Raw genomic sequence first — 20,248 nt, forward strand, 5'->3', positions numbered from 1 at the left:
AATCACTGTACCACTACAGTGCAAGCAAAAAACGCTCAACTGGGATGGTCAGCTATAGCGTTTAGCGCAGTACTTAACATAGTTCAGGTAAGCATTGGCCTAACTTTGTTTTCAACATTTGGAAAAGTTGCGGGTACCGTAGAAGGCGCACAACCTTTAATTGGTGGTGTGGTTTCTTTGTCATTCATGATTTACTACGCAGCTAAATTATTATTGGGATTAGCAGCGCTTGTTTTTGGACTATCTTTTATCGCTAAAGGTGGCAAAGCCATTGGCGGCCTTACTGCCTTGGCAGGCGGAGTTGCAATGCTTGCCAATGGTATTTTAATTACCTTTGGCCGTGATGGATTCCTTCCATCAGCTGTTGCTGGCGCTTCAGGCATGATTGCAACGTTACTTTTAGCAATATGTTTAATAAGCCTTTACCGTAAAGCAGACTTAGGCTTAATACTTTATAAGTAATGTGCTTACTTAAATAAGTTATAAACATCGGCGTGTATTAGAGTGCTAATTCGCCGATGTTTTACGTTTAATGTATACGCTTAGCGTATCCCTAGTTTGTTCCCTCTTAGTAATCTAAAGACTAACTCACAAAGAGGCTATGAGGCGCTGCGCTTTTAGAGGGTATTTCATGTGAAAATGTTAAACATTAATTACATTCCCCACGTAATAGGGACCAACACCATATTCATCATTATTTAAATCATCTAAAGCCATTGAAGTACAAAGTATTATTTGAAAGTCTTTTTTATCTTTAAACATTTCTACGATGGAACGTTGAAAGTTATGACTTCTAAAAGCTTTCATGCCACCATTTTCAATGGCATCCAGCATTAAAAATCTTGGTAGCCTGTAAAGCGGATCTGACAATGATTCAAGTAAAGCAGCAAGATAAAAAGCATTCTTTTTTATATAGTTAGAGCTACCTGAAAATTTCACCCTTCCATCTATTAGTGTTCTATCTCTTGAAAAATCAATTTCAATATCATTACTCTCCGCAGCCTCAAAAACTTCTTCATAAGGCTTTCCATTATCTCGTAAATCGGAGTGAAGAATAGGTAGCATATTTTCACAGATTCCTAGGTTAACTTTATCTCTTCTGTTTTTGCTAGATGCGGCGGCAGCTACAATTTTTTCACGGAGATCTGTAATTGTACTATTTAGCTCGGATTTCCTAGATTTATATTTATCTAAGTCGGTGATTATTTTAATCTGCTTTTCAATATTTTTAATTTCAGACTCTAAATACCCTATCTTCTTTGATCTTTTAATCAAACCCTGAGTTTCTATATCCACAGTTTTTGAACTCGACTGTAACTCACTTTGAGAGTTTTTTAGGTGAGACTCTGCAATTACAAGTGCAGATTTCAGACCTTCTAAATGGCTTTTGTAATCACCTAAAACTTTAGCATTGCTTTTAATTTGAAAGTCAAGCTCTGTCAAAATTTGCATGTAATTGTTCGAATGATGAGATTCTTTATTTGGGGCATTACATAAATGGCAAGTATCTTCGTTAGAAGAATTAATCTCTTCCAAGCAGCAAGGGCAGTGTGTATATTTCATTGCACCTATGCAATCAAAAGCAGACTTGGATTCTAGCAATGATTTTTTTCTAAAATCAAGTGAGTCTCCAAATAGTTCACAATCAACTATTTCACCAGTTGTTGCTTGTATTTCAATATTTAAAGACTGAAGTTGTCGACTAAATAGGTCGACTTTCTTTTCTAAGTCCTTGTAATTAGATGCAGAATCGACTTCAAGTTCAGTAGTTGCTTTTAAGTCAACGTCTTTATTCTGTAAAGATACAATCTCATCAGAAATATTTATTACTTGTGCATTTAAAACATCAAGAGTTAAACCTGAATCACTTCCTAACACTTTATACATGGCATTTAAATCAGCAGCTACCTTATCAAATTCTCTTTCTGCCGAAATAAGTTGTTGTCTCAATTTGTGCGTGTCAAGATTATCTAAGCCCAATAAAAATTCAGCAATTGCAGTTCGTATACCTTCACTATCACCACGAGGATTATCTTCTGCGCGAAAAATTTTTGTTGATCCAGTTTCTTGATCTACATATAGGAATCTAAGCACTTGGTGCATTGTCAAATTGGCATAATCATCAGACTTATGATTATCCCAGCCTAACAAATCAAACAATTGTTGTGAAAAAGAAACTCGTTCACCAGATTCACTTCTTCTAGGGCCAAATTTTTTCCAGCCTAGATTATCTAAACTTGTAACATCATAAGAACCATCTTGGATTCGTATTGGGGGGATTTTACCCTTTTCAATATCTCTTTTTATTGTAAAGGAAGTTCCATTAATATTAACCTGACAATATATTTCATCACAGTGATCCGCAGGATAGAGCCATTGGTTCTCTTTAATTTCTCCGCCTAGAACATAAAATAAAAGTTCTAATATTGTTGTTTTTCCAACAGAGTGATCACCCCTAATTACATTTATTCCTTGGTGAAACTCTTCATCATAAACACTACTTCCTGACTTTATGATTACTAGGCGCTCTACAAAAAAATTTGACCTAATCATATTTATATTCCATTAATCCACTTTTAGCCTTAAGGCCATTATTCCCATCCAATTTAACTTTCGGTAAACACTCAACAAGGATTTTAAAAAGATCACTCTTTGTAAGTTTATCTGTTTTAAATTCCTGAATTAGTTCATTTGGAAGGTTTTGTTTTTCGAGACTTACAATATTGCGTTCAATATTAATTAAAGATCTCTGATACAAAGAAAAAATTGCCGCTTCGTGTGTTGAATTCATTTCAAAAAACAGACTACTTGGGCTTGGTGTTAACTCAAATGAATCACTTATATTACTAATTTTTTTTGCTTGATAGTTTAATGGTCTTGGAAAGCTTTCCATGCGTTTTAATAAATGAGGGTATACATAATAAAAACTAACAATTTTTAGCATGTCACAATGTACTTTATTATTCTTCGCCGCATATAAGATATTCAATATCCGATAAGAACAATGATTTACATCATGAGCTGGATGATAAATAATCATTATACCCACTCCACATGGCACTTTTCTGTAAGGAAATACAACATCCCTTCAATTAACTCACTAGTGATATAGCCTCCAGCTAAGCTTACCTCTTGATTTAAAGGCTCAACAATAACGGTATTAATCATTGTTTTAATAGTTAAATCGTCTACACCATCTTTAATCAAAGGGACTATATGTGAGCGAAACCTTGTTATAATAAGGCTTAAAACATGATTGAATATAATTTGATATGACTTTATGTTCTGAAACCTTAAAATCATTTTTGAAGCTTTCTGGCTAGATATAAGAGCCTCATCAAGAAAAACAGCTTTATTTGCTTTGATTAATTTGTTTTCTAGCCCAATTACTTGTCTAGACTCGCTATCTGTAATTTTACTTTGAAGCTCTTCAAGAACATAAAGATAAATGGTGCTTTCTTCTTTTAATTTTTCATGTTCATTTATTAATACCTTAAGAGACTCAGCTCCTACTGAAATGTTATATGATGGCAATTTAACCACCGTACTTCCGATATTTAAGTCTCCACCAATATCATTATCTTTAATTTCATTACCAGAAATATTTTTAGAAGAAATTGGAGTTAATGATCTATTTTGGTCTTGTATACTCATTATTTACTACCAATATTTATAGAGCCTTTTACCTTGTTTTTAGAAATTTTGTTGTCGACAATACTCGTATCTATACTACCAACTGATAAATCATTACCTACTTCATTATCACAAATTTCATTCTTTTCAATCTTCTTCTCTGTTGGTTCTACCTTATTTTTTTCATTACTACTACGTATCCATAACCACCCCATAATTACACAAAAAGAAAATATGATAATAAGGAGCGTGAAATTTAAATACATATTCGTTTTAAAAATTTCAGAAGTAGATAAATAGCTTTTAATCAGTTCAACAAAAACCCATGCGGCAATCGCTGATGGTCCTGCGATTTTCAGGGCACTCTTCCAATCCATAACTCACTTGTCCTTAAAATAATTAATATAAACTTTAGCAGAAGGCACATTGTAATAAACTAGGCTGTAGAACAACTACATCATCCTAAATCACTAAACTATCTTCTTAAATCAACGCTAAGCTTTTAAAGAATTCGGTTCTGCGTTCGGAACACATAATATATGAAGTAAAGCGGAATTAACCAACAGTCCTTTGTCCCGCTCTAAACGCATATTATGTTTATTTTCTATCCGTAATTGCTTCAATACCTCTAATTACAAATTGTTTTGAATATAAAGGGGATTTAAATCTAACTTTAGTTATTTTAACTGCTGATGAAATTAAAGAATTCACAGCATCAGCTAAACCTTCTTCTTTATATGCTGTTGAAGGTTCACCACTGTTACTAAATCCCATATCAGGGTTTCGAGTTATACACTCAACTTTAGGGTGATTAATTTCTTTTAAATATGCGAAAAATGCATCTTTTGATATTACTAAACCAAATTCGCGCCAAGCGTACTTTTTTCCCCAATAATAGCCATCTTGAGCAGTATGACTAACACGCTCATCATTTTTACTTTTGTTAACATTATGCTTACCTTCAGATAGCTTTGTTGCATATAGGTAGCTAAGCATAGGGTTAACATCTGTGTTTTTTGATAAACAAGATGTTTCTATTATTTTGTTACCATTCGCATCATCATAATAGCCAATATTATATCTCTCGCCCTCTTCAACTTCAGGGGTTCCATTTGCTTCAAACTTATAAACGGTATTTGTTGTAGCTGGCTTAAAAGAATGAATAAATTTACCGTTACCGATTGGTTCGATTTTATAGTCACGCACTATTAAGTCGTAAATAGTTTTTAGATACCTGGGTTTCATTACATCTCCATATAATTAAGTAAAGATAACACGCCAAAACAGCGTATATTACGTTGTTATAAATAAACTGAATAACCCTTTTATAACATATGATTACAACTGCTATTCAGTAGCCTTTGTAATTTAACCCCAAAACGACTTTTGATAATGTTATGGGGAAAACTTACAACGCTGCATTTATATACAGCCATTAATTAAATTTATTTTTATTTAAAGGCCAGCGTTTTATACAGCCGTAGCCCTTCAAACCTTGTATCGTTCTCACAAGGTTTTCCATCACCATCCATTTTTGTATTCGGGCAGTTATTTATAAAAAATACCGCCTCGGCTCGTGAAGTCATTTGGCTGCAGTACTGCCTGCCATCACACGTAAAATTTTGTGTGTTTTTTGGAATAACGATTTTTGGAATCTCGGCTTTTGGGTATTTTTCATCAAAGGTGGATAAATCATTGGTGATAATGGGTGTTTGGCTGCTTGAGTGAGTGTTGTATTTATTAATTGTATAAAAGCAAAGGGCGGCAATAAGCGCAATTGAGGCAACTTTACCTAAAAAGCTACTGGCAAAATTAGATTTAGCCATACGGTAAGGCTGTTGATTGTGTTTTTGGTAAGGTGCTTTAAGCTCTGCAACGCCTTCTATGCGGCAGTTAATTGCTTTGGTTTTACCGTCGGGCTGCGTAGCAACTTCAAAATAAATGGTGTCGCCCACTTTGGGCTTGCGGCTCATGTGTTTGAGCGCTGATATGTGTATAAACGTGTCGTGTTCTAGGGTGTCTGATTTAATAAAACCAAAACCTTTGTCGGTTTTCCACGACTTTAACAATCCTTTGTTCATTTATCCACCTGTTCTGCTTAAGCTGCGATTTACGCAAATTCCATTTAGTTAACACTTGTTATTATACGTTCCAGAATTAAAACCATGCAACAAGTAATATTATTTACAGTTATTTTAAATCTTCAAATTAATGGTATTTGTCACCGATTAAATAGCTAAAAAACATCACTTAACGCAGTTTTAGAGCCACTGTTACTGTGAGCCATGACACTAAAACTGCCGTCTGTTTCGAGCACGACTGCGGCTACATCTTCTATGGCTAATATACCAGCGCCACGAATAGCGGCGCGAATTTCTGATTTTGTTACGCGCTGCGATTTAAGTGCAGCAGCGCAGTATTCACCATCACTCATTAAAAACGTGGGCTCTGCTTTTATAAGCGCTGCAAATTTTGACGAGCGCACACTAAGCCACGTAATAATATATTGCAGCCCTATTAATACGACAAAGGCAAGTATGCCCTCAGCTAAAGGGATACTTTTTGAAATAATAACAGACGCCAATATAGAGCCCAGCGCAATGGTGACTATAAAATCGAACACGTTCCACTTTGAAAGCGTACGTTTACCCGATATACGTAGCCAAAACACCAGTGCGATATAACCCAGTACACCTATTGTAAGTACATGTAATAAGCCCTGAATATCATCGTAAAACATAGTGGCTCCTTGTATTTAAAATTACTTATAGCGTTTAGTTAAACCGTACACGCATACAAATTAAAGCTATATGAATAAAAGGGTAAGTAATGAGTTAAAGCAGTTTAAATTTAACTTATGGTTGATTATGATAGCTTAAGCATTATATCTCTATTTTCGCTTCTTAATTTATACAAAGGATCACCATGTCTAGCTATAACGAATCTCCAAAACAAGTTGAGCAGGCCACTAAAGGCTATGTAATGCAACAAACTATGTTGCGTATTAAGGATCCCAAACCGTCGCTCGAATTTTATCAAAATGTATTAGGTATGAAGCTGTTAGGTAAGTATGACTTTCCTGAAATGAAGTTTACATTGTACTTTTTAGGCTACGAGCCAGAGCAGCCAGAAGGTGATGATAAAACCAAAGCTAAATGGGTATTTGGTCGCCCTGCACTCATTGAGCTTACCCATAACTGGGGCACAGAAAACGACGACAGCTTTGAGGGCTACCACAGCGGTAACCAAGAACCTAAAGGCTTTGGTCACATTGGTATTAGTGTACCCGATGTATACGCAGCCAGTGAACGCTTTGCAAAGTACGATGTAGAATTTGTGAAAAAGCCAGACGATGGCTCAATGAAGGGCTTAGCATTTATAAAAGACCCTGACGGCTACTGGATAGAAATACTCTCACCAGAAGGCATTACCGATATTATTTTTGGTAAATAACCAGCTTACTACACACTAAAAAGCCAGCTATTACGCTGGCTTTTGTGTTTGTAAATAAGAGTTACCTTATTTACGTAGTGCGTCTATTCGCGCATCAAGCGGCGGGTGCGATGAAAACAGCTCTGCAACACCTTTGCCACTTGCAATACCAAAGGCCATCATTGAGCCTTCTAATTGCGAAGGATGGTTTTGCTTTAATCGCTCAAGGGCTGATCGCATTTTATCAGCACCAACTAGTTTAGCAGCGCCGCTGTCGGCTGCAAACTCACGCTTACGGCTGTAACTTGCAACTACTATGCTTGCTAGCACGCCAAATAATACTTGGAATAACATATCGAATAAGAAGTATGTCCAGCTACTGCCACCCTCTTCTTCATCGCTATTAATAAAGTTATCTACAATGCCTGCCAGTACTTTTGCGGCAAATATTACAAAGGTATTTACCACGCCTTGTATTAGCGTAAGCGTTACCATGTCGCCGTTAGCAATATGCGATACTTCATGGGCAAGTACGGCTTCGGCTTGATCTTTGGTCATGTTGTGCATTAAGCCTGTGCTTACTGCCACTAACGAGTTGTTTTTACTTGGGCCCGTTGCAAACGCATTCATTTCTGGGCTGTCGTAAATAGCCACTTCTGGCATTTTAATACCTGCTTTTTGTGCTTGCGCAGATACCGTTTGTACAAGCCAATGTTCGGTTTCGTTTCGAGGCTGCGTAATTACATGCGCGCCTGTTGATTTTTTAGCGATCCATTTCGACATAAATAACGAAATAAACGATCCACCAAAACCAAATACTGTGGCTATAAGTAAAATTCCGCCAAGGCTACGATGGCTTAATCCCAGCGCACTCATTATTATTGAAAGCACTACACCTAATACCAACATAACCGCTAGGTTAGTTAATAAAAACAAAAATATACGTTTCATATTGTCCTCACAAAAATAGGTTTGATCACCGAACATAAAATTAAATTAGGTTAAAGCAATCACTACGCTATGACACACTATGTCATAACGTTAACGCTATTCTGTGACAAACTATGTCATAACACAAGTGTTATTTATGTGTTTATTGATAATTTTTTTAAGAAGAGTTTTGCAGCAAATTTAAGACTAAAGTTTTTTTATAGATCCGCTTATTACAAGCTGTTATTAAGCTCTGCCATATCAATTGGAAAACCACGCTCGTGTGCCAATATGCGTGCAACTTCGTCAATTTTTTCGCCGCTATTATGTTTAAGATACGACCATTGATGAGTACTGCGGTGATAATTTACAGCAGGATCGCTGCTTATTATTCCTAATTTTATAAACTCACCCACTATTTGATCGGCAGCGATTAACGTTGACGATGCTTTAACATTTTCGGCCCGTGCGTAGCAAATATGCGAATATAAACTTACATCGGCTACGCGCAAAGTGTCGTCATCACCTAGGATTTGTTGCCCGCCAAACAAGGCATTATTTTGTGTATTAGCACTTTTAAACGCGGGTACAAACTCGGCAACATAATCAATTGCTGTTTGAGTACGCGCTTGCAATGCTGCTTTGTCCCAGCCGTCTTTAATATAATGCAGGTATTTTTTGGGAAGTTTAGGCTGTGCGCTCATTGGTGTTGCATCAGCTAAGCCATCATTAAACAATGTAATGTTGTTAGTCATGCCGTGTATTTGAAAGTAACCATTAGGGTAAGGGGTTAGTTGCGCCATGCCCTCCGGCGTACCACGGTTTCCATAAATAATTATTTCGGGTATTTGCCCACCAGCGCCTTGCCAATGAGTAATGTAAGAGGCTTTAAATTCAACGATACGTTTTACATCTACCCCAACTAGGTCATCAATAATACCGGTTTGAAAACCACACGCATTAATTAGGTAATCTACCTCAATGGTTTGTGTATCGGTTTGAGTATCAGGTTGTTCATCAAGGCTTGGCTCTGATTGATATTCAATGCGCCACTTATGTGTTTGCTTATCATTATTGGTATTTATAACTGGCGATACATTTTTAACACTGGTGCTTGTTAAAACATGAGCGTGTTTGTACTGTGCAAGGGCGAGTTGTGCACTGGCCGATAAACGAAAAATATTCCAACCATATTCTTGTGCAACTATGAGCGGAAACTTTAACTTATCTAAATCTAAATGCTTAGCAACGGGTATCATCCACTCATTTAATGACGTGGGCTTGGCTACTTGTTTTTGCTTAGCAAGCTTTAGCATTTGTGCGCGACTATATAACTGATAATAATGCTCTGGCTCGCCTAACACTTTGTTAGCGCTGTCTTGCTCTACAAGCTCGCTGTAGGCTTTTACTAATTTATCTAAACGCGGAAATAAATCCTCGGGTGAGTCATCATCGCGCTTGGGTACTGCAAATACTGTGGGGCGAACATCTATGGTGTGAGGATAAAGGCGAGCAATATCTATACATTGCTTGAGTAAATCTATGCAGTCTTCGTCGGGTATTTCACGATATAAGTTGCCACCTGCGTGCAAATGGCACATTGGAGGGCCATCAATTAACGACTTTTTCTTTTCAAGTACATAAGTTTCTAACCCTAACGCAGCAAGCCTAATGGCTATTGTGGCACCAGCTGTGCCCCCACCTATTATACCTACGCGTTTTTTAGGTAAGCCATTGTTTAGTGCTTTTGGCTCGGCGCTTACGTGCGCATTTTGGGCGTAGCGTTGAATAAATGGGTGCGTCATATATTTAGTCGTGTCCTTGGTAGCATTGTCTTTGAGCAAGCTTTGTATTTATAAATGTTTATATGTGCACTAAGGCTGACTATTTCAAGATTTACCTAACAAAGTAACTTTTTTAAAACCGCTTAAGTGTTTATAGATAACGCACTAAGCAAGGCTTTATATATTTGTAACTTAGGAGTTTGCTCGCTGTATGGGCTTATAGCAAGTATTGGAAACGGTAAACGTGCTTTAAGTGAATCAAGGTTTGCTTGGTACTCGTCCATGTTTTTATCGACTTGGTTTGCAATCCAGCCAACGCAGTTTATACCCATACTTTGCATATGTGCAGCGGTTAGTAACGCATGATTTAAGCAACCTAGTTTCATACCAACAACGAGTATTACCGGCATTTTTTCTGCTTTAACCCAGTCGTATAAATACTCCGTATTGTTAATAGGTAACGCCCAGCCACCAGCGCCTTCGGTAAGTATATAATTGGCACCCTGTTGTTTTACACCTTTATAAGCATCACTTAGTTTATCTACAGTAATACTAACCCCAACTTGCTCAGCGGCTATATGCGGCGCAATAGGGGGTGCAAACGCAAACGGATTAACTACGTCGTATTTAGCGCTGACTGTTGCGCTTTCCATTAATATGAGGGCATCGGCGTTTACTAGTTGATCGAACGCCATTTCGCAGCCAGCAGCAAGGGGTTTAAAGCCAATGGCTTGTTTTTTATGTTGGGCAAGTAACTTTAATAGCAAACTGGTAACGTGGGTTTTTCCGGCATCGGTGTCGGTGCCTGTTATAAAAAATTCTTTCATGCGTTGCCTTTAATGTCTTTGGGCTTATTTAGTGTTTTTGTAATGATAACAGCACCACATGATAAGACACACATGCTTTGTTATTTATAAGCGGATACGCACTGCATACTTTTTGTAAAGCAGATTTGGTAAGTAGCCCTTGGCGCGTATTAGTATGATTTTGTGTAGTTGCACCTATAGCCTTAATTGAGGCAATAGCTTTTAAAGGTGTTGTGTATTTATCGGTATAAATACGTTTTTGAGTGCTGTTAATAGTAAACCCTGCATTTTGGACTGATTGGTTTATATGCAGTTCACTATCAAAGGTATTTATGTGGCTGTTAGAATCAAGTGCGGCAAAGGCTGTTTTTATTTCGTTAAGTGAGCCCTCTACCACAGTGCTTATGTACGCCTGCCCGCCTGGTTTTAATATGCTGTAGAGTGATTGCATTAAAGTCGAAAAATTAGCAGACCACTGCACTGCAAAATTACTGTAAATAACATCAACACTGTTTGCTTGTAGCGGTAAGTTATCCATATCGGCGCATATTTTAGCTGTGGTTAAATCACTACTTTGCAGCATGTTTAAACTTAAATCTATTGCCACAACGCTTGAAAACATGCTTTGTAATGTGTGTGTATTAACAAGCGGACCTGCGCCTAAATCAACACAAAGCCTATTTTTATTAAAGCCTGGTTTTATGAGTGAAAATAGATCGCTCGCAGCATGTTTTTGAACATTTGCATGGGTGTTATAACGCGCTGCCGCCTTTGAAAACTTACTTTGGGTGGACTTTTTAAGCTCCTTGTTTAGCTCTCGAATTGGCTCTCTATTTAACTCTTTATTTGGATCGCCACTCACTAAACACGGTTTTACAAGTCGTGTTTGCATTTGGGCTGTTTTTAATACTGGCTGAGCAGTCATGCTATTGCACCGACTAAATGCTTAACTAAGTGCGTTATGTCTTGCTCGGTATGTGCGGCTGTTAAAGTAATGCGCAAACGTGAGGTGTTATGTGCAACCGTCGGCGGTCTAATTGCAGTGAGCCAAATACCCTGTTGTTTAAGTTTATCTGCCGCTTGCAATGTTTGCTCAGCACACCCTAATACTATGGGTTGTATGGCAGTGTTTGACTCCATTACTGCAATATTATGGGTTTTAGCGAGTTGCTTAAATAATGCAATATTGGCATTTAGCTTATCGCGTTTATCATCAGCTGTTTTTATACTTTTAATACGCGCAAGTGTGTGACTTGCCATAAGCGGCGACATAGCGGTTGAATACGTGTAATCGCGATTAAATTGCAGCATGTAATCAATAAACTGTTTACTGCCTAATACACACGCGCCACTACTAGCCACTGCTTTACCAAAAGTAATGATTAATATATCTGGCAGCGTTTGAGTAATAAACGCTTCGCAACTTCCCAAACCTGTTTTGCCTAATGCGCCAAAGCCGTGTGCGTCGTCAATCATTAGCCATGCGTTGTGCTGTTTTGCAAGTGCGAGTAATTCTTTAAGAGGCGCGGTATGGCCATCCATCGAAAACACGCCTTCGCTTATAATAAGCTTGTTTTGCGCTTTTGATTTTTCGAGCCGTGAACGTAAATGGTTCATGTCGTTGTGATTAAAACGCACTAAAGCCGCGTTAGAGTGCATAGCCCCGTCAATCAAGCTTGCATGATTTAACTTATCTTGAAAAATAGCGCTGTTTTGCGCAGCAGCTTTATCTTGAAACAACGCTTTAATTACGCTGCTATTAGCGCTAAACCCTGAGTTAAATAGCATCCCTGCGCCATAACCAAATTGCTCACATAAGTATTGTTCAAGCGCTTTTTGCTGCGCCTGATAACCTGTAACCAATGCCGAGCTGTGACTGCCTAATGCGTGGGAGTCATTAAGGTTAATAGCCACATCACCAAAACCTAAGTAGTCGTTACTGGCAAAGTTAAGGTAGGTTTTGTTATTAACCGTTATGGTACGCGCTGTAGCATGTTGCACTACGTGACGTTTACGAAGTAACGCATCTTGCTGGCGAGCCTGCAGATGCGTGTTTATAAAATCAAAAGGCATTGATATAAGCCTACGCTTCGTAAAACAATTCAGAGGTTGCTTTGTCGGCTACTTGCGATGAAAGCGAGGCTTCTACTGCTTCGTCTGAATAGTCGTGACGCTTTTCTGGGTTCATGCCTAATTTTTTAATTAGGTTCATATCGGCATCAGCGTCTGGGTTTTCGGTCGTAAGAAGTTTATCGCCATAAAATATTGAGTTAGCGCCTGCAAAAAAGCACATCGATTGCATTTGCTCGTTCATGGCGTTGCGCCCTGCCGATAAACGTACATAACTGTGTGGCATCATAATACGTGCTGTTGCTATGGTACGTACAAATTCAAAGTGATCTAAATCGTCTGCGTTTTCAAGCGGTGTGCCTTTAACTTTAACCAGCATATTAATAGGCACGCTTTCTGGCTGTTGTGGCAAATTAGCTAGTTGCATAAGTAGTCCAAAGCGGTCGCTTGCTTGCTCGCCCATACCGACTATTCCACCCGAGCATACTTTCATACCGGCATCGCGTACGTGGTCAATGGTATTTAATCTATCTTGAAAAGTACGGGTTGATATAATTTGCTCGTAATACTCAGGTGACGTGTCAAGGTTATGGTTGTAGTAATCAAGCCCAGCATCTCTAAGTTCATGGGCTTTTTCGTTAGTGAGTTTACCCAGCGTCATACAGGTTTCTAGCCCTAGCTCTTTTACTTCTTTAACCATTTGCGAAATGTATGGCATGTCTCTGTCTTTTGGATCTGACCATGCAGCGCCCATACAAAAACGGGTAGCGCCTTTTTGTTTTGCAAGGCGTGCTTGCTCTACTACTTTTTCTACTTCTATTAAGCGTTCGCGTTCTAAATCTGTTCGGTAATGCCCCGACTGCGGGCAGTACTTACAGTCTTCTGGGCAAGCGCCTGTTTTAATTGATAACAACGTAGAAATTTGCACTTCATTTGGATTGAAGTTAGCACGGTGAACCGATGCGGCTTTAAAAAGTAAATCGTTAAATGGCATTTCAAATAATGCTTTAACTTCAGCGTGGGTCCAATCGTGACGAACAGGTGCAAGTTCCATAATACTCTCTTATTTTTTTCTCAGCGGTGATATTGGCTTAGTCTACGAGTTGAAGTACCATTGTCAACGAAGCCCACCAAGTTAAAGTTTACATATGATTAAAAATAACACGATTGACCTTGATTTTGATCGTGAGCACATTTGGCATCCATACACGTCTATGACTAAGCCAATTCCGGTATATCCCGTTACACATGCCAATCACAACATTATTCACCTTGAAACTGGCGAGCTATTAATCGATGGCATGGCCTCGTGGTGGAGCGCAATACATGGCTATAATCACCCTGTTATAAATAACGCCATGATTGAGCAAATTAATAACATGAGCCACATTATGTTTGGCGGTATTACGCATAACAGCGCGGTAGAGCTGTGCAAAAAAATAGTAAACATAACACCGCCTAGTTTAACTAAGGTGTTTTTAGCCGACAGCGGCTCGGTAAGTGTTGAAGTAGCGATTAAAATGGCGCTGCAATATTGGTTAAGCCAAGGCATTACAACAAAACAAAAATTAATGACGCCTTACAAGGGCTACCATGGCGACACCTTTGCAGCCATGAGCGTATGCGACCCCGTTAACTCAATGCATAGTTTATATTCAGGATTTTTACCTGAGCACGTTTTTGTACCTGCACCGGTTAGTCAATTTGGGAGCGAGTTTAACCAAACTGAAGCCCAAGAGCTTGAAGAATACTTTAAAGCAAACCACAGCCAAGTAGCCGCCTTTATAATTGAGCCAATAGTACAAAACGCCGGTGGTATGAACTTTTATCACCCCGATTATTTAGCCTGCGTGCGTAAATTGTGCACCCAATATAACGTACTGCTAATTTGCGACGAAATTGCCACAGGCTTTGGCCGTACAGGTAAATTATTTGCTGTAGAGCACGCTAATGTAGAGCCCGATATAATGTGTATTGGTAAAGCATTAACTGGCGGCTCAATGACGCTATCGGCCACTATCACTAGCGATAAAATAGCCATTGGCATAAGCGAAGGTGAAGCAGGTGTTTTAATGCACGGCCCTACTTTTATGGGTAACCCGCTTGCCTGTGCTGCGGCCTGCGCAAGTATTGATTTATTACTTGAGCAAAACTGGCAACAACGAATAAAGCAAATAAACACCCAGCTACAACAACTTAATAAATGCAGTGAACTAGATGCGGTTGCCAATGTACGTACCTTAGGTGCAATAGGCGTTGTTGAACTAAACGAGGCTGCTGGCAATGTTGATGTTGCTAAAATTCAGGCTTATTTTGTAGAGCAAGGTGTATGGATACGTCCATTCGGTAAACTAATTTACCTTATGCCACCGTATATAAGTGATAACGAGAGCATTAAAACACTGTGTGATGCAATTTATAAGGCAATTAACAACAAGCAGTATTAACGCTTGTTGTTAATTGATCTAAGCTCTGAATAATAAATCTACCTTACAGAGTTCAGGCTAGTTAATGAAATGACTTAAACCAAGTAAAGCCAACCCTGCAAAAAGCCATATAGAACCAAAGTTCTGCCAAAGCAGCGCATTTTTGTAGACCCTTGATGGGTTGTCTTTATCAACCAATAATGTACACAACTGCCCTTGTTTGTGTAAGTTAAATAACGGCTCATCTAAGTCAACCACGACACTGTGCATATCACCATTAAAACGAAAACTAACCAGCATTGACTGCTGTTGAACGAGATCCAAAGGTGATACCCGTGTGTTAACCACTGACGTAATTGTACTAATTTCGCATACTCGCCAATGATGTTTGCGTATTTTACATTTCAACCATCTAAAAAATGGCAGTAAACCAGCACTAATAAAACACACACTCAAAATGAATAGTATATTCGTCATCAAATATTAACCTTCTAATGATTGGTAAACACTATTCGCTGCGATTAAATCACTCAGCGCCGTTCCTACCGATTTGAATACCGTAATATCTGTTTCATTAAAACGGGCGTAGCTGTTTGCTTTTGCTAAATCGGATAACTCAGCGCGAATATCGAGTGCACTAAATACCCCTTCTTTAATGGGTTGCAGCACCTCGCCAGCCTCGCCTAGCACATTTACTCTGCTATCGACGTATACATGACTGCGGGTAATCGTTGTCGTGTCGCATTCACGTTGCTCACTGTGATGATTACCAATTAAATCAACATGAGTGCCAGGCTTTAACCATGCGCCATTAAATAAAGGCGTTGGCGACCCCGTTGCACAGCTGATCACATCGGCGCTAAAAATAATTTCCTTAGTACTTTTACTAATAACAAAATCGATATGAGGAAATGCCTGCTCAAGCGAATGTTGTAATGCCGTGACTTTTTCAACATTACGTGCAATTAACGTCACCCGAGTAAAATTACGAACCGTTAAATGTGCCTTAATCATATATATAGCTAAATTACCACTACCAAAAAAAACTAAGTGATTACTGTTTTCTCTGGATAAATACCGGCTAGCTAAGGCTGATACGGCTGCGGTGCGCCAAAACGTAATCCGCGTACCATCCACTAAAGCTAAGGGCTCGCCATGATTTCGTGAGAACAACATAATTTTGGAATATAACGAGTTATATTCTGTTTGTGCATTGCTAGGGAAATAAGTAAACGCCTTAACACCAATAACTTGTTCATTCCAGGCAGGTAATACAGCAAAGGCATCATGATTTATTTTATCGGTATCAAGCTCGTAGACATTGCGTTTAGGCATGCAAAAGTCAGATGCAAAACCTTTTTGTAGTGCAATTAGCAAGGATTCAAAATTAAGAGCATCATCAATGTGTTCTGCATTTATTATTTTCATTTTTAGACTCCAATTTAAATAACGTCGGTGTATAAGTACAATTTGATCATTGATTGCATTAGCACACGATTAAAACATGTACCATAGTAGAAACAAACCCAATTTTGCATACAGTATGCTTTTAATAAACTTTTAACAAGTCCGTATTTATCAACAAAAATGCCGAACAGTTTCCTGTTCAGCATTAAGGCTGTAATGTGTAAATTATAACTATTGCTAATCAACATTTAGGGCGCAAATTATTTAAATTAAGTACTTTTTAATAATTTATTTAAGCACCCTGTGCTTGGTATTTTTGAAATGTTAGTGCAAAACCAAGCTTATCTAAAAAACAACCAAACTATTCAAACAACTTACAACCTTCTAGGGGGAAATTAAAATTCAATGCGCGCAACTAAAGACACATAACGCGCTCCTTGACGGCTGGTCACTAATCCGTAATCAGGGTTTAGTTCTAAACCACCTGAGCCAAACTGTGCACGCTCTTCGTTAATATTTATCGCACTATCACTATTGAGTAAATTGTATACAGTGCCTTTTAAGGTTAAGTCTGTACCAAAAAAGTCAGTATAGTACGTCAATGACATGTCTATATTAGTGAGCCAAGGTAAATTGCCTTTACTGCCTCTTGGCGCTGGCTTTCCATTTTCATCATAGTGTGATGCTTGATCATAGCCTTTACTGGCACATGCATCCCACGGATTACCTGCAGTACAGCTACCAACGCCATCAGGATGTTGCGAGAAATAACTTTTTGGACGACCTGATGTTGTACGAGCTACTAATCCTAACGTAAGTGCTTCTGTAATGTTGTAAGCACCACTGAACTTAATGGCGTGACGGTGGTCGTTAGGTAAATTACCGTAGCCATTATCCATCAAATCACCATAATCGTATGATGTTGTCCAACCAGGATCAGCTTGGTTATTATCTGTTTTAACGAGCCCTTCGGTATTACCGTAGCTATGCGACCATGTGTATGAAGTATTAATGCGTAAATCGTCTGTTACATTGCCATCTAAAGTAAATTCAAGTGCTAAATATTTACGTTGCGCCTCTGGTAATGCAAGTTCAGCGGTGCTTAAATTAATGTTATCAATTTGCCCGTCACCATCAAAATCATACGACATTTGAATCGCTTCACCTGGGTTATTAAGCACATAATATGAACCTTGCCCAACATTATCGACAATTCCCAGCTCTGCAAGCTTTTTAGCCAACACAGGGCCTACATCAGTGTCTTCAACACTACGTCCTAAATCACGGTAAATAGCACGAACACCCGTAGACATTCCATTAAACACTTCTTGTTGATAACCTATCGTAAATTCATCACTGTACATTGGTTTTAAAGAGGATGATGCAATTAGGCCAGGCTCCGTAATACCACGTTGACGCCAGCGTCTATCGCGTAGCATGTCACCACGACTTGGCGAACCGTCAGCCAACAAGCTTGGTGCACCATTATTATCTAAATCATTTAGCTCAAAATATTCAAACCATTCTACTGATGCAGAGCCTTGTGTAATATTCATATTAGCCGACACTGGCTGGAAATAGCGTCCGTATGTAGCAAAGACTTTTGAACTACCATCACCAGAAATATCATAAATAGCTTGTAAACGCGGTGCAATTTGATTATCTATATCAACAAATGCGCGCCCATCTGTAACGGTATTTTCAAACTTGCTATAGCGTACACCTAAATTAAGGACTAAGTTATCTGTTGCTTGCCACGAATCATTAACATAAAAAGCCAATGACGTAGTATCTGATTCAACATCACGGGTGCGAACACGTCGTTCGATATAATCAGTGCCAAGTGGCGCACCTGAAATATCATTTTGACCTGCAGTTTTTGCAGTCCACCACCCTTGTGCATCGCCAATACCATTTTGTCCTGAGTGAGAAATAACATCCACCTTGGTGTAATCCACACCAAATTGGATTGAATGCTCATCTAAATCCCAGCTAAAATCTATTCGTGCTTGATCGCGTGTGTATTCTTCTTCGCTAACATTCGAATTAGTATGTTGGCTTAACGTAACAAATCCGTCTCGCTCATCCCATACGCCTGGGTTTGGGGATGCAACTACATTTTCAACGTTTTCTGTTACGCGCCCAACAACAGCCGAAACTGAAAATGTATCTGTTAGATAACCATTGTAATTTACGCTGTACACCTTCCCGCCATCTTCGCCAGGTGCATCAACCCCTTGTTGCGCTCCAACGACATTTTCTTTCCACGCGTAAGCATATGTTTTATCAGTCCATGTACGCTCGTTATTCATCGCTGAAAAACCAAATGAGTGATCCTCATTTATAAACCAATCAACTTTAGCAAACCAGCGGTCTTCATCTCGTTCAAAATCAGAAAATGTTGTTTGACCCGCGCTATTTCTTTCCTCTTTGCGAGGGGCATATAAACCATAAAAGAATAATGAATCTTCAACAATTGCACCGCTAGCCCATAACTGAAGTTCTTTAAAATCATAACTATTTTGTTGAGTATTGCTACTTATAGTGCCATTTTCTTGATAGATAGAATCATGCTGACTACGTAAACTATCGGGATCCCAACGAGCCTCTGCTCCAAATTTAAAATCGTTATCACCCGATTTAGAAACTGCGTTAACAATGCCACCTAATGCGCCACCAAACTCAGGGCTCACCCCGCCCGTTTTAACTTGAGTTTGTGAAATAGCTTCCCAAGGAAGTCTAATAGAGCCAAGCCCAGTGCGAATACTGGTTACATTTAAACCATTAAAGTAATAGCCATTTTCAGCCGCTGATGATCCACCAAAACTTGATGCGCCTTTAAAGTTAGAGCCACCAGGTGCCGATGTGCCAGGTGCCAATAATGCAATGCTTTCAAATCCTGTATTCACAGGCATTGCTTTAAGCTCAGAGTCGCTAAATGTAAGTCCAGAAGTAGATGAAGACATATCGACACGACGAATTGCAGAGCCAGTGACTGCGATACGTTCCATGTCGCTGCCCGCTTTATAGAGTTGCACATCGAGAATGATCGATTGACCAATTGTAACAGCCACGTTTTCTTCTTTAAGTGTTTGATAGCCGTCTTTAACAATTGTTACATCATACTTACCTACCGGCACATTACGCAGTAAATACTCACCTTGTGCATTACTCGTAATGGTAAAAACTAAACCTTTACTTTTGTGCTTAAGGGTTACAGTTGCACCAACTAAGTCAGTCCCTGCTTGCGCTTCAATATGGCCTTTTACAATGCTACTACCATCAACTGCGTGTGCAGCTGGGGTGATCATTAATGCCGTTGCTATTGCAGTAGCTAATAGAGTGTTTGTGCCTGTTTTATTTATTTGCTTTTTATTATATGTAAACATAAAAATGTCCCTTTGTTCCCATTGATTTTTTATCCACCTAACAAGTGGTGATAAAAAATATACACTTATTACATATTGTATACAATATTAAATATACATAATTTATTTCTAATTTTGTAAATTCATTTAAAAGTAGAGCCAACTCATTGATAGGAAAAAAGAACTGTAAAGTGTAAATTTTATGTGTAGAGAATGGTGTATTAATTAACCTGAACTCTGGTTAAGATATTTACTAACGTATTAAATCATAATGATATTTAAAGTTGTTTTTCTCTAGCCAGAGATTTTCAGTGAAAACAAGGCGAATATACGCGTCAATAGCGGGCCTATTGCAAGTAAATTCAACGCAGTTAGCGCTGAAAATAGCTGCT

19 protein-coding genes are annotated in these 20,248 nt (G+C 38.6%); 3 read left to right on the top strand and 16 right to left on the bottom strand.

The features are described 5' to 3' along the window. Positions 1–462: thiamine biosynthesis protein ThiC (locus CWB66_RS00630; protein WP_138583937.1), on the top strand; the 462-nt coding region annotated here is incomplete at its 5' end. Positions 463–642: 180 nt separating this feature from the next. Here CWB66_RS00630 and CWB66_RS00635 read toward each other — a convergent pair. From CWB66_RS00635 to CWB66_RS00665, 7 genes are all read right to left on the bottom strand, one after another. Continuing rightward, positions 643–2,553 carry a hypothetical protein gene (locus CWB66_RS00635; protein ID WP_138583938.1) on the bottom strand — a complete coding sequence of 637 codons (1,911 nt, stop codon included), beginning with the start codon at positions 2,551–2,553 and terminating at the stop codon, positions 643–645. Beyond that, a complete protein-coding gene (locus tag CWB66_RS00640; RefSeq protein WP_252371693.1) occupies positions 2,546–3,040 on the bottom strand; it encodes an ABC-three component system middle component 5 in 495 nt (164 codons plus the stop codon). Before CWB66_RS00640 ends, CWB66_RS00635 begins: the two co-directional genes overlap by 8 nt. Next, a complete protein-coding gene (locus tag CWB66_RS00645) occupies positions 3,040–3,654 on the bottom strand; it encodes an ABC-three component system protein (protein WP_138583939.1) in 615 nt (204 codons plus the stop codon). Before CWB66_RS00645 ends, CWB66_RS00640 begins: the two co-directional genes overlap by 1 nt. Continuing rightward, entirely contained in the window at positions 3,654–4,010 is a 357-nt protein-coding gene (locus CWB66_RS00650; RefSeq protein WP_138583940.1) for a hypothetical protein, read from the bottom strand. Before CWB66_RS00650 ends, CWB66_RS00645 begins: the two co-directional genes overlap by 1 nt. A gap of 220 nt (positions 4,011–4,230) precedes the next feature. Beyond that, entirely contained in the window at positions 4,231–4,839 is a 609-nt protein-coding gene (locus tag CWB66_RS00655; RefSeq protein WP_252371694.1) for a hypothetical protein, read from the bottom strand. A 245-nt stretch (positions 4,840–5,084) separates the two neighbouring features. Further along, entirely contained in the window at positions 5,085–5,714 is a 630-nt protein-coding gene (locus CWB66_RS00660; RefSeq protein WP_138583941.1) for a cold shock domain-containing protein, read from the bottom strand. A 155-nt stretch (positions 5,715–5,869) separates the two neighbouring features. After that, the gene (locus CWB66_RS00665) at positions 5,870–6,373 is read right to left on the bottom strand and encodes a DUF421 domain-containing protein (RefSeq protein ID WP_138583942.1); all 504 of its coding nucleotides are present in this window, start codon (positions 6,371–6,373) and stop codon (positions 5,870–5,872) included. Between the two features lie 185 nt (positions 6,374–6,558). Between CWB66_RS00665 and gloA the strand changes: the two genes are divergently transcribed. Beyond that, positions 6,559–7,086 (top strand): lactoylglutathione lyase, encoded by a 528-nt coding sequence (gene gloA / locus CWB66_RS00670; RefSeq protein WP_138583943.1) that lies wholly within the window; start codon positions 6,559–6,561, stop codon positions 7,084–7,086. Positions 7,087–7,152: 66 nt separating this feature from the next. Here gloA and htpX read toward each other — a convergent pair whose 3' ends face one another. From htpX to bioB, 6 genes are all read right to left on the bottom strand, one after another. Continuing rightward, on the bottom strand, positions 7,153–8,016 hold the full coding sequence (htpX, locus tag CWB66_RS00675) for a protease HtpX (RefSeq protein WP_138583944.1): 864 nt from the start codon (positions 8,014–8,016) through the stop codon (positions 7,153–7,155). Positions 8,017–8,228: 212 nt separating this feature from the next. Further along, on the bottom strand, positions 8,229–9,800 hold the full coding sequence (locus CWB66_RS00680; RefSeq protein WP_138583945.1) for an FAD-dependent oxidoreductase: 1,572 nt from the start codon (positions 9,798–9,800) through the stop codon (positions 8,229–8,231). A 122-nt stretch (positions 9,801–9,922) separates the two neighbouring features. Then, the gene (gene bioD, locus CWB66_RS00685) at positions 9,923–10,606 is read right to left on the bottom strand and encodes a dethiobiotin synthase (RefSeq protein WP_138583946.1); all 684 of its coding nucleotides are present in this window, start codon (positions 10,604–10,606) and stop codon (positions 9,923–9,925) included. A gap of 28 nt (positions 10,607–10,634) precedes the next feature. Then, complete coding sequence (locus CWB66_RS00690; RefSeq protein WP_138583947.1) at positions 10,635–11,510, bottom strand: methyltransferase domain-containing protein; 876 nt, start codon at positions 11,508–11,510, stop codon at positions 10,635–10,637. Then, the gene (locus tag CWB66_RS00695; RefSeq protein WP_138583948.1) at positions 11,507–12,658 is read right to left on the bottom strand and encodes an aminotransferase class I/II-fold pyridoxal phosphate-dependent enzyme; all 1,152 of its coding nucleotides are present in this window, start codon (positions 12,656–12,658) and stop codon (positions 11,507–11,509) included. Before CWB66_RS00695 ends, CWB66_RS00690 begins: the two co-directional genes overlap by 4 nt. A gap of 10 nt (positions 12,659–12,668) precedes the next feature. After that, a complete protein-coding gene (gene bioB / locus CWB66_RS00700) occupies positions 12,669–13,709 on the bottom strand; it encodes a biotin synthase BioB (protein ID WP_138583949.1) in 1,041 nt (346 codons plus the stop codon). Positions 13,710–13,803: 94 nt separating this feature from the next. Here bioB and bioA point away from each other — a divergent pair, with 94 nt between their 5' ends. Continuing rightward, positions 13,804–15,102, top strand: a complete 1,299-nt coding sequence (gene bioA, locus CWB66_RS00705) for an adenosylmethionine--8-amino-7-oxononanoate transaminase (protein ID WP_138583950.1) — start codon at positions 13,804–13,806, stop codon at positions 15,100–15,102. Between the two features lie 57 nt (positions 15,103–15,159). Here the strand turns inward: bioA and CWB66_RS00710 are convergent, their stop codons facing one another. From CWB66_RS00710 to CWB66_RS00720, 3 genes are all read right to left on the bottom strand, one after another. Next, on the bottom strand, positions 15,160–15,558 hold the full coding sequence (locus tag CWB66_RS00710; RefSeq protein WP_077537858.1) for a hypothetical protein: 399 nt from the start codon (positions 15,556–15,558) through the stop codon (positions 15,160–15,162). 6 nt (positions 15,559–15,564) lie between these two features. Beyond that, positions 15,565–16,509, bottom strand: a complete 945-nt coding sequence (gene lhpI, locus CWB66_RS00715; protein ID WP_077537857.1) for a bifunctional Delta(1)-pyrroline-2-carboxylate/Delta(1)-piperideine-2-carboxylate reductase — start codon at positions 16,507–16,509, stop codon at positions 15,565–15,567. Positions 16,510–16,883: 374 nt separating this feature from the next. After that, positions 16,884–19,877, bottom strand: a complete 2,994-nt coding sequence (locus CWB66_RS00720; protein WP_138583951.1) for a TonB-dependent receptor — start codon at positions 19,875–19,877, stop codon at positions 16,884–16,886. Positions 19,878–20,248 lie beyond the last annotated feature (371 nt).

The sequence above is a fragment of the Pseudoalteromonas sp. S558 genome, assembly GCF_005886635.1.
Classification (GTDB): Bacteria; Pseudomonadota; Gammaproteobacteria; order Enterobacterales; family Alteromonadaceae; genus Pseudoalteromonas; species Pseudoalteromonas aliena.

Excerpts from the sequence above, each read along its gene's own strand:
- CWB66_RS00635 (WP_138583938.1), bottom strand. The coding sequence starts at position 2,553 with ATGATTAGGTCAAATTTTTTTGTAGAGCGCCTAGTAATCATAAAGTCA.
- CWB66_RS00640 (WP_252371693.1), bottom strand. The coding sequence starts at position 3,040 with ATGATTATTTATCATCCAGCTCATGATGTAAATCATTGTTCTTATCGG.
- CWB66_RS00645 (WP_138583939.1), bottom strand. The coding sequence starts at position 3,654 with ATGAGTATACAAGACCAAAATAGATCATTAACTCCAATTTCTTCTAAA.
- CWB66_RS00650 (WP_138583940.1), bottom strand. The coding sequence starts at position 4,010 with ATGGATTGGAAGAGTGCCCTGAAAATCGCAGGACCATCAGCGATTGCC.
- CWB66_RS00660 (WP_138583941.1), bottom strand. The coding sequence starts at position 5,714 with ATGAACAAAGGATTGTTAAAGTCGTGGAAAACCGACAAAGGTTTTGGT.
- CWB66_RS00665 (WP_138583942.1), bottom strand. The coding sequence starts at position 6,373 with ATGTTTTACGATGATATTCAGGGCTTATTACATGTACTTACAATAGGT.
- gloA (WP_138583943.1), top strand. The coding sequence starts at position 6,559 with ATGTCTAGCTATAACGAATCTCCAAAACAAGTTGAGCAGGCCACTAAA.
- htpX (WP_138583944.1), bottom strand. The coding sequence starts at position 8,016 with ATGAAACGTATATTTTTGTTTTTATTAACTAACCTAGCGGTTATGTTG.
- CWB66_RS00680 (WP_138583945.1), bottom strand. The coding sequence starts at position 9,800 with ATGACGCACCCATTTATTCAACGCTACGCCCAAAATGCGCACGTAAGC.
- bioD (WP_138583946.1), bottom strand. The coding sequence starts at position 10,606 with ATGAAAGAATTTTTTATAACAGGCACCGACACCGATGCCGGAAAAACC.
- CWB66_RS00690 (WP_138583947.1), bottom strand. The coding sequence starts at position 11,510 with ATGACTGCTCAGCCAGTATTAAAAACAGCCCAAATGCAAACACGACTT.
- CWB66_RS00695 (WP_138583948.1), bottom strand. The coding sequence starts at position 12,658 with ATGCCTTTTGATTTTATAAACACGCATCTGCAGGCTCGCCAGCAAGAT.
- bioB (WP_138583949.1), bottom strand. The coding sequence starts at position 13,709 with ATGGAACTTGCACCTGTTCGTCACGATTGGACCCACGCTGAAGTTAAA.
- bioA (WP_138583950.1), top strand. The coding sequence starts at position 13,804 with ATGATTAAAAATAACACGATTGACCTTGATTTTGATCGTGAGCACATT.
- CWB66_RS00710 (WP_077537858.1), bottom strand. The coding sequence starts at position 15,558 with ATGACGAATATACTATTCATTTTGAGTGTGTGTTTTATTAGTGCTGGT.
- lhpI (WP_077537857.1), bottom strand. The coding sequence starts at position 16,509 with ATGAAAATAATAAATGCAGAACACATTGATGATGCTCTTAATTTTGAA.
- CWB66_RS00720 (WP_138583951.1), bottom strand. The coding sequence starts at position 19,877 with ATGTTTACATATAATAAAAAGCAAATAAATAAAACAGGCACAAACACT.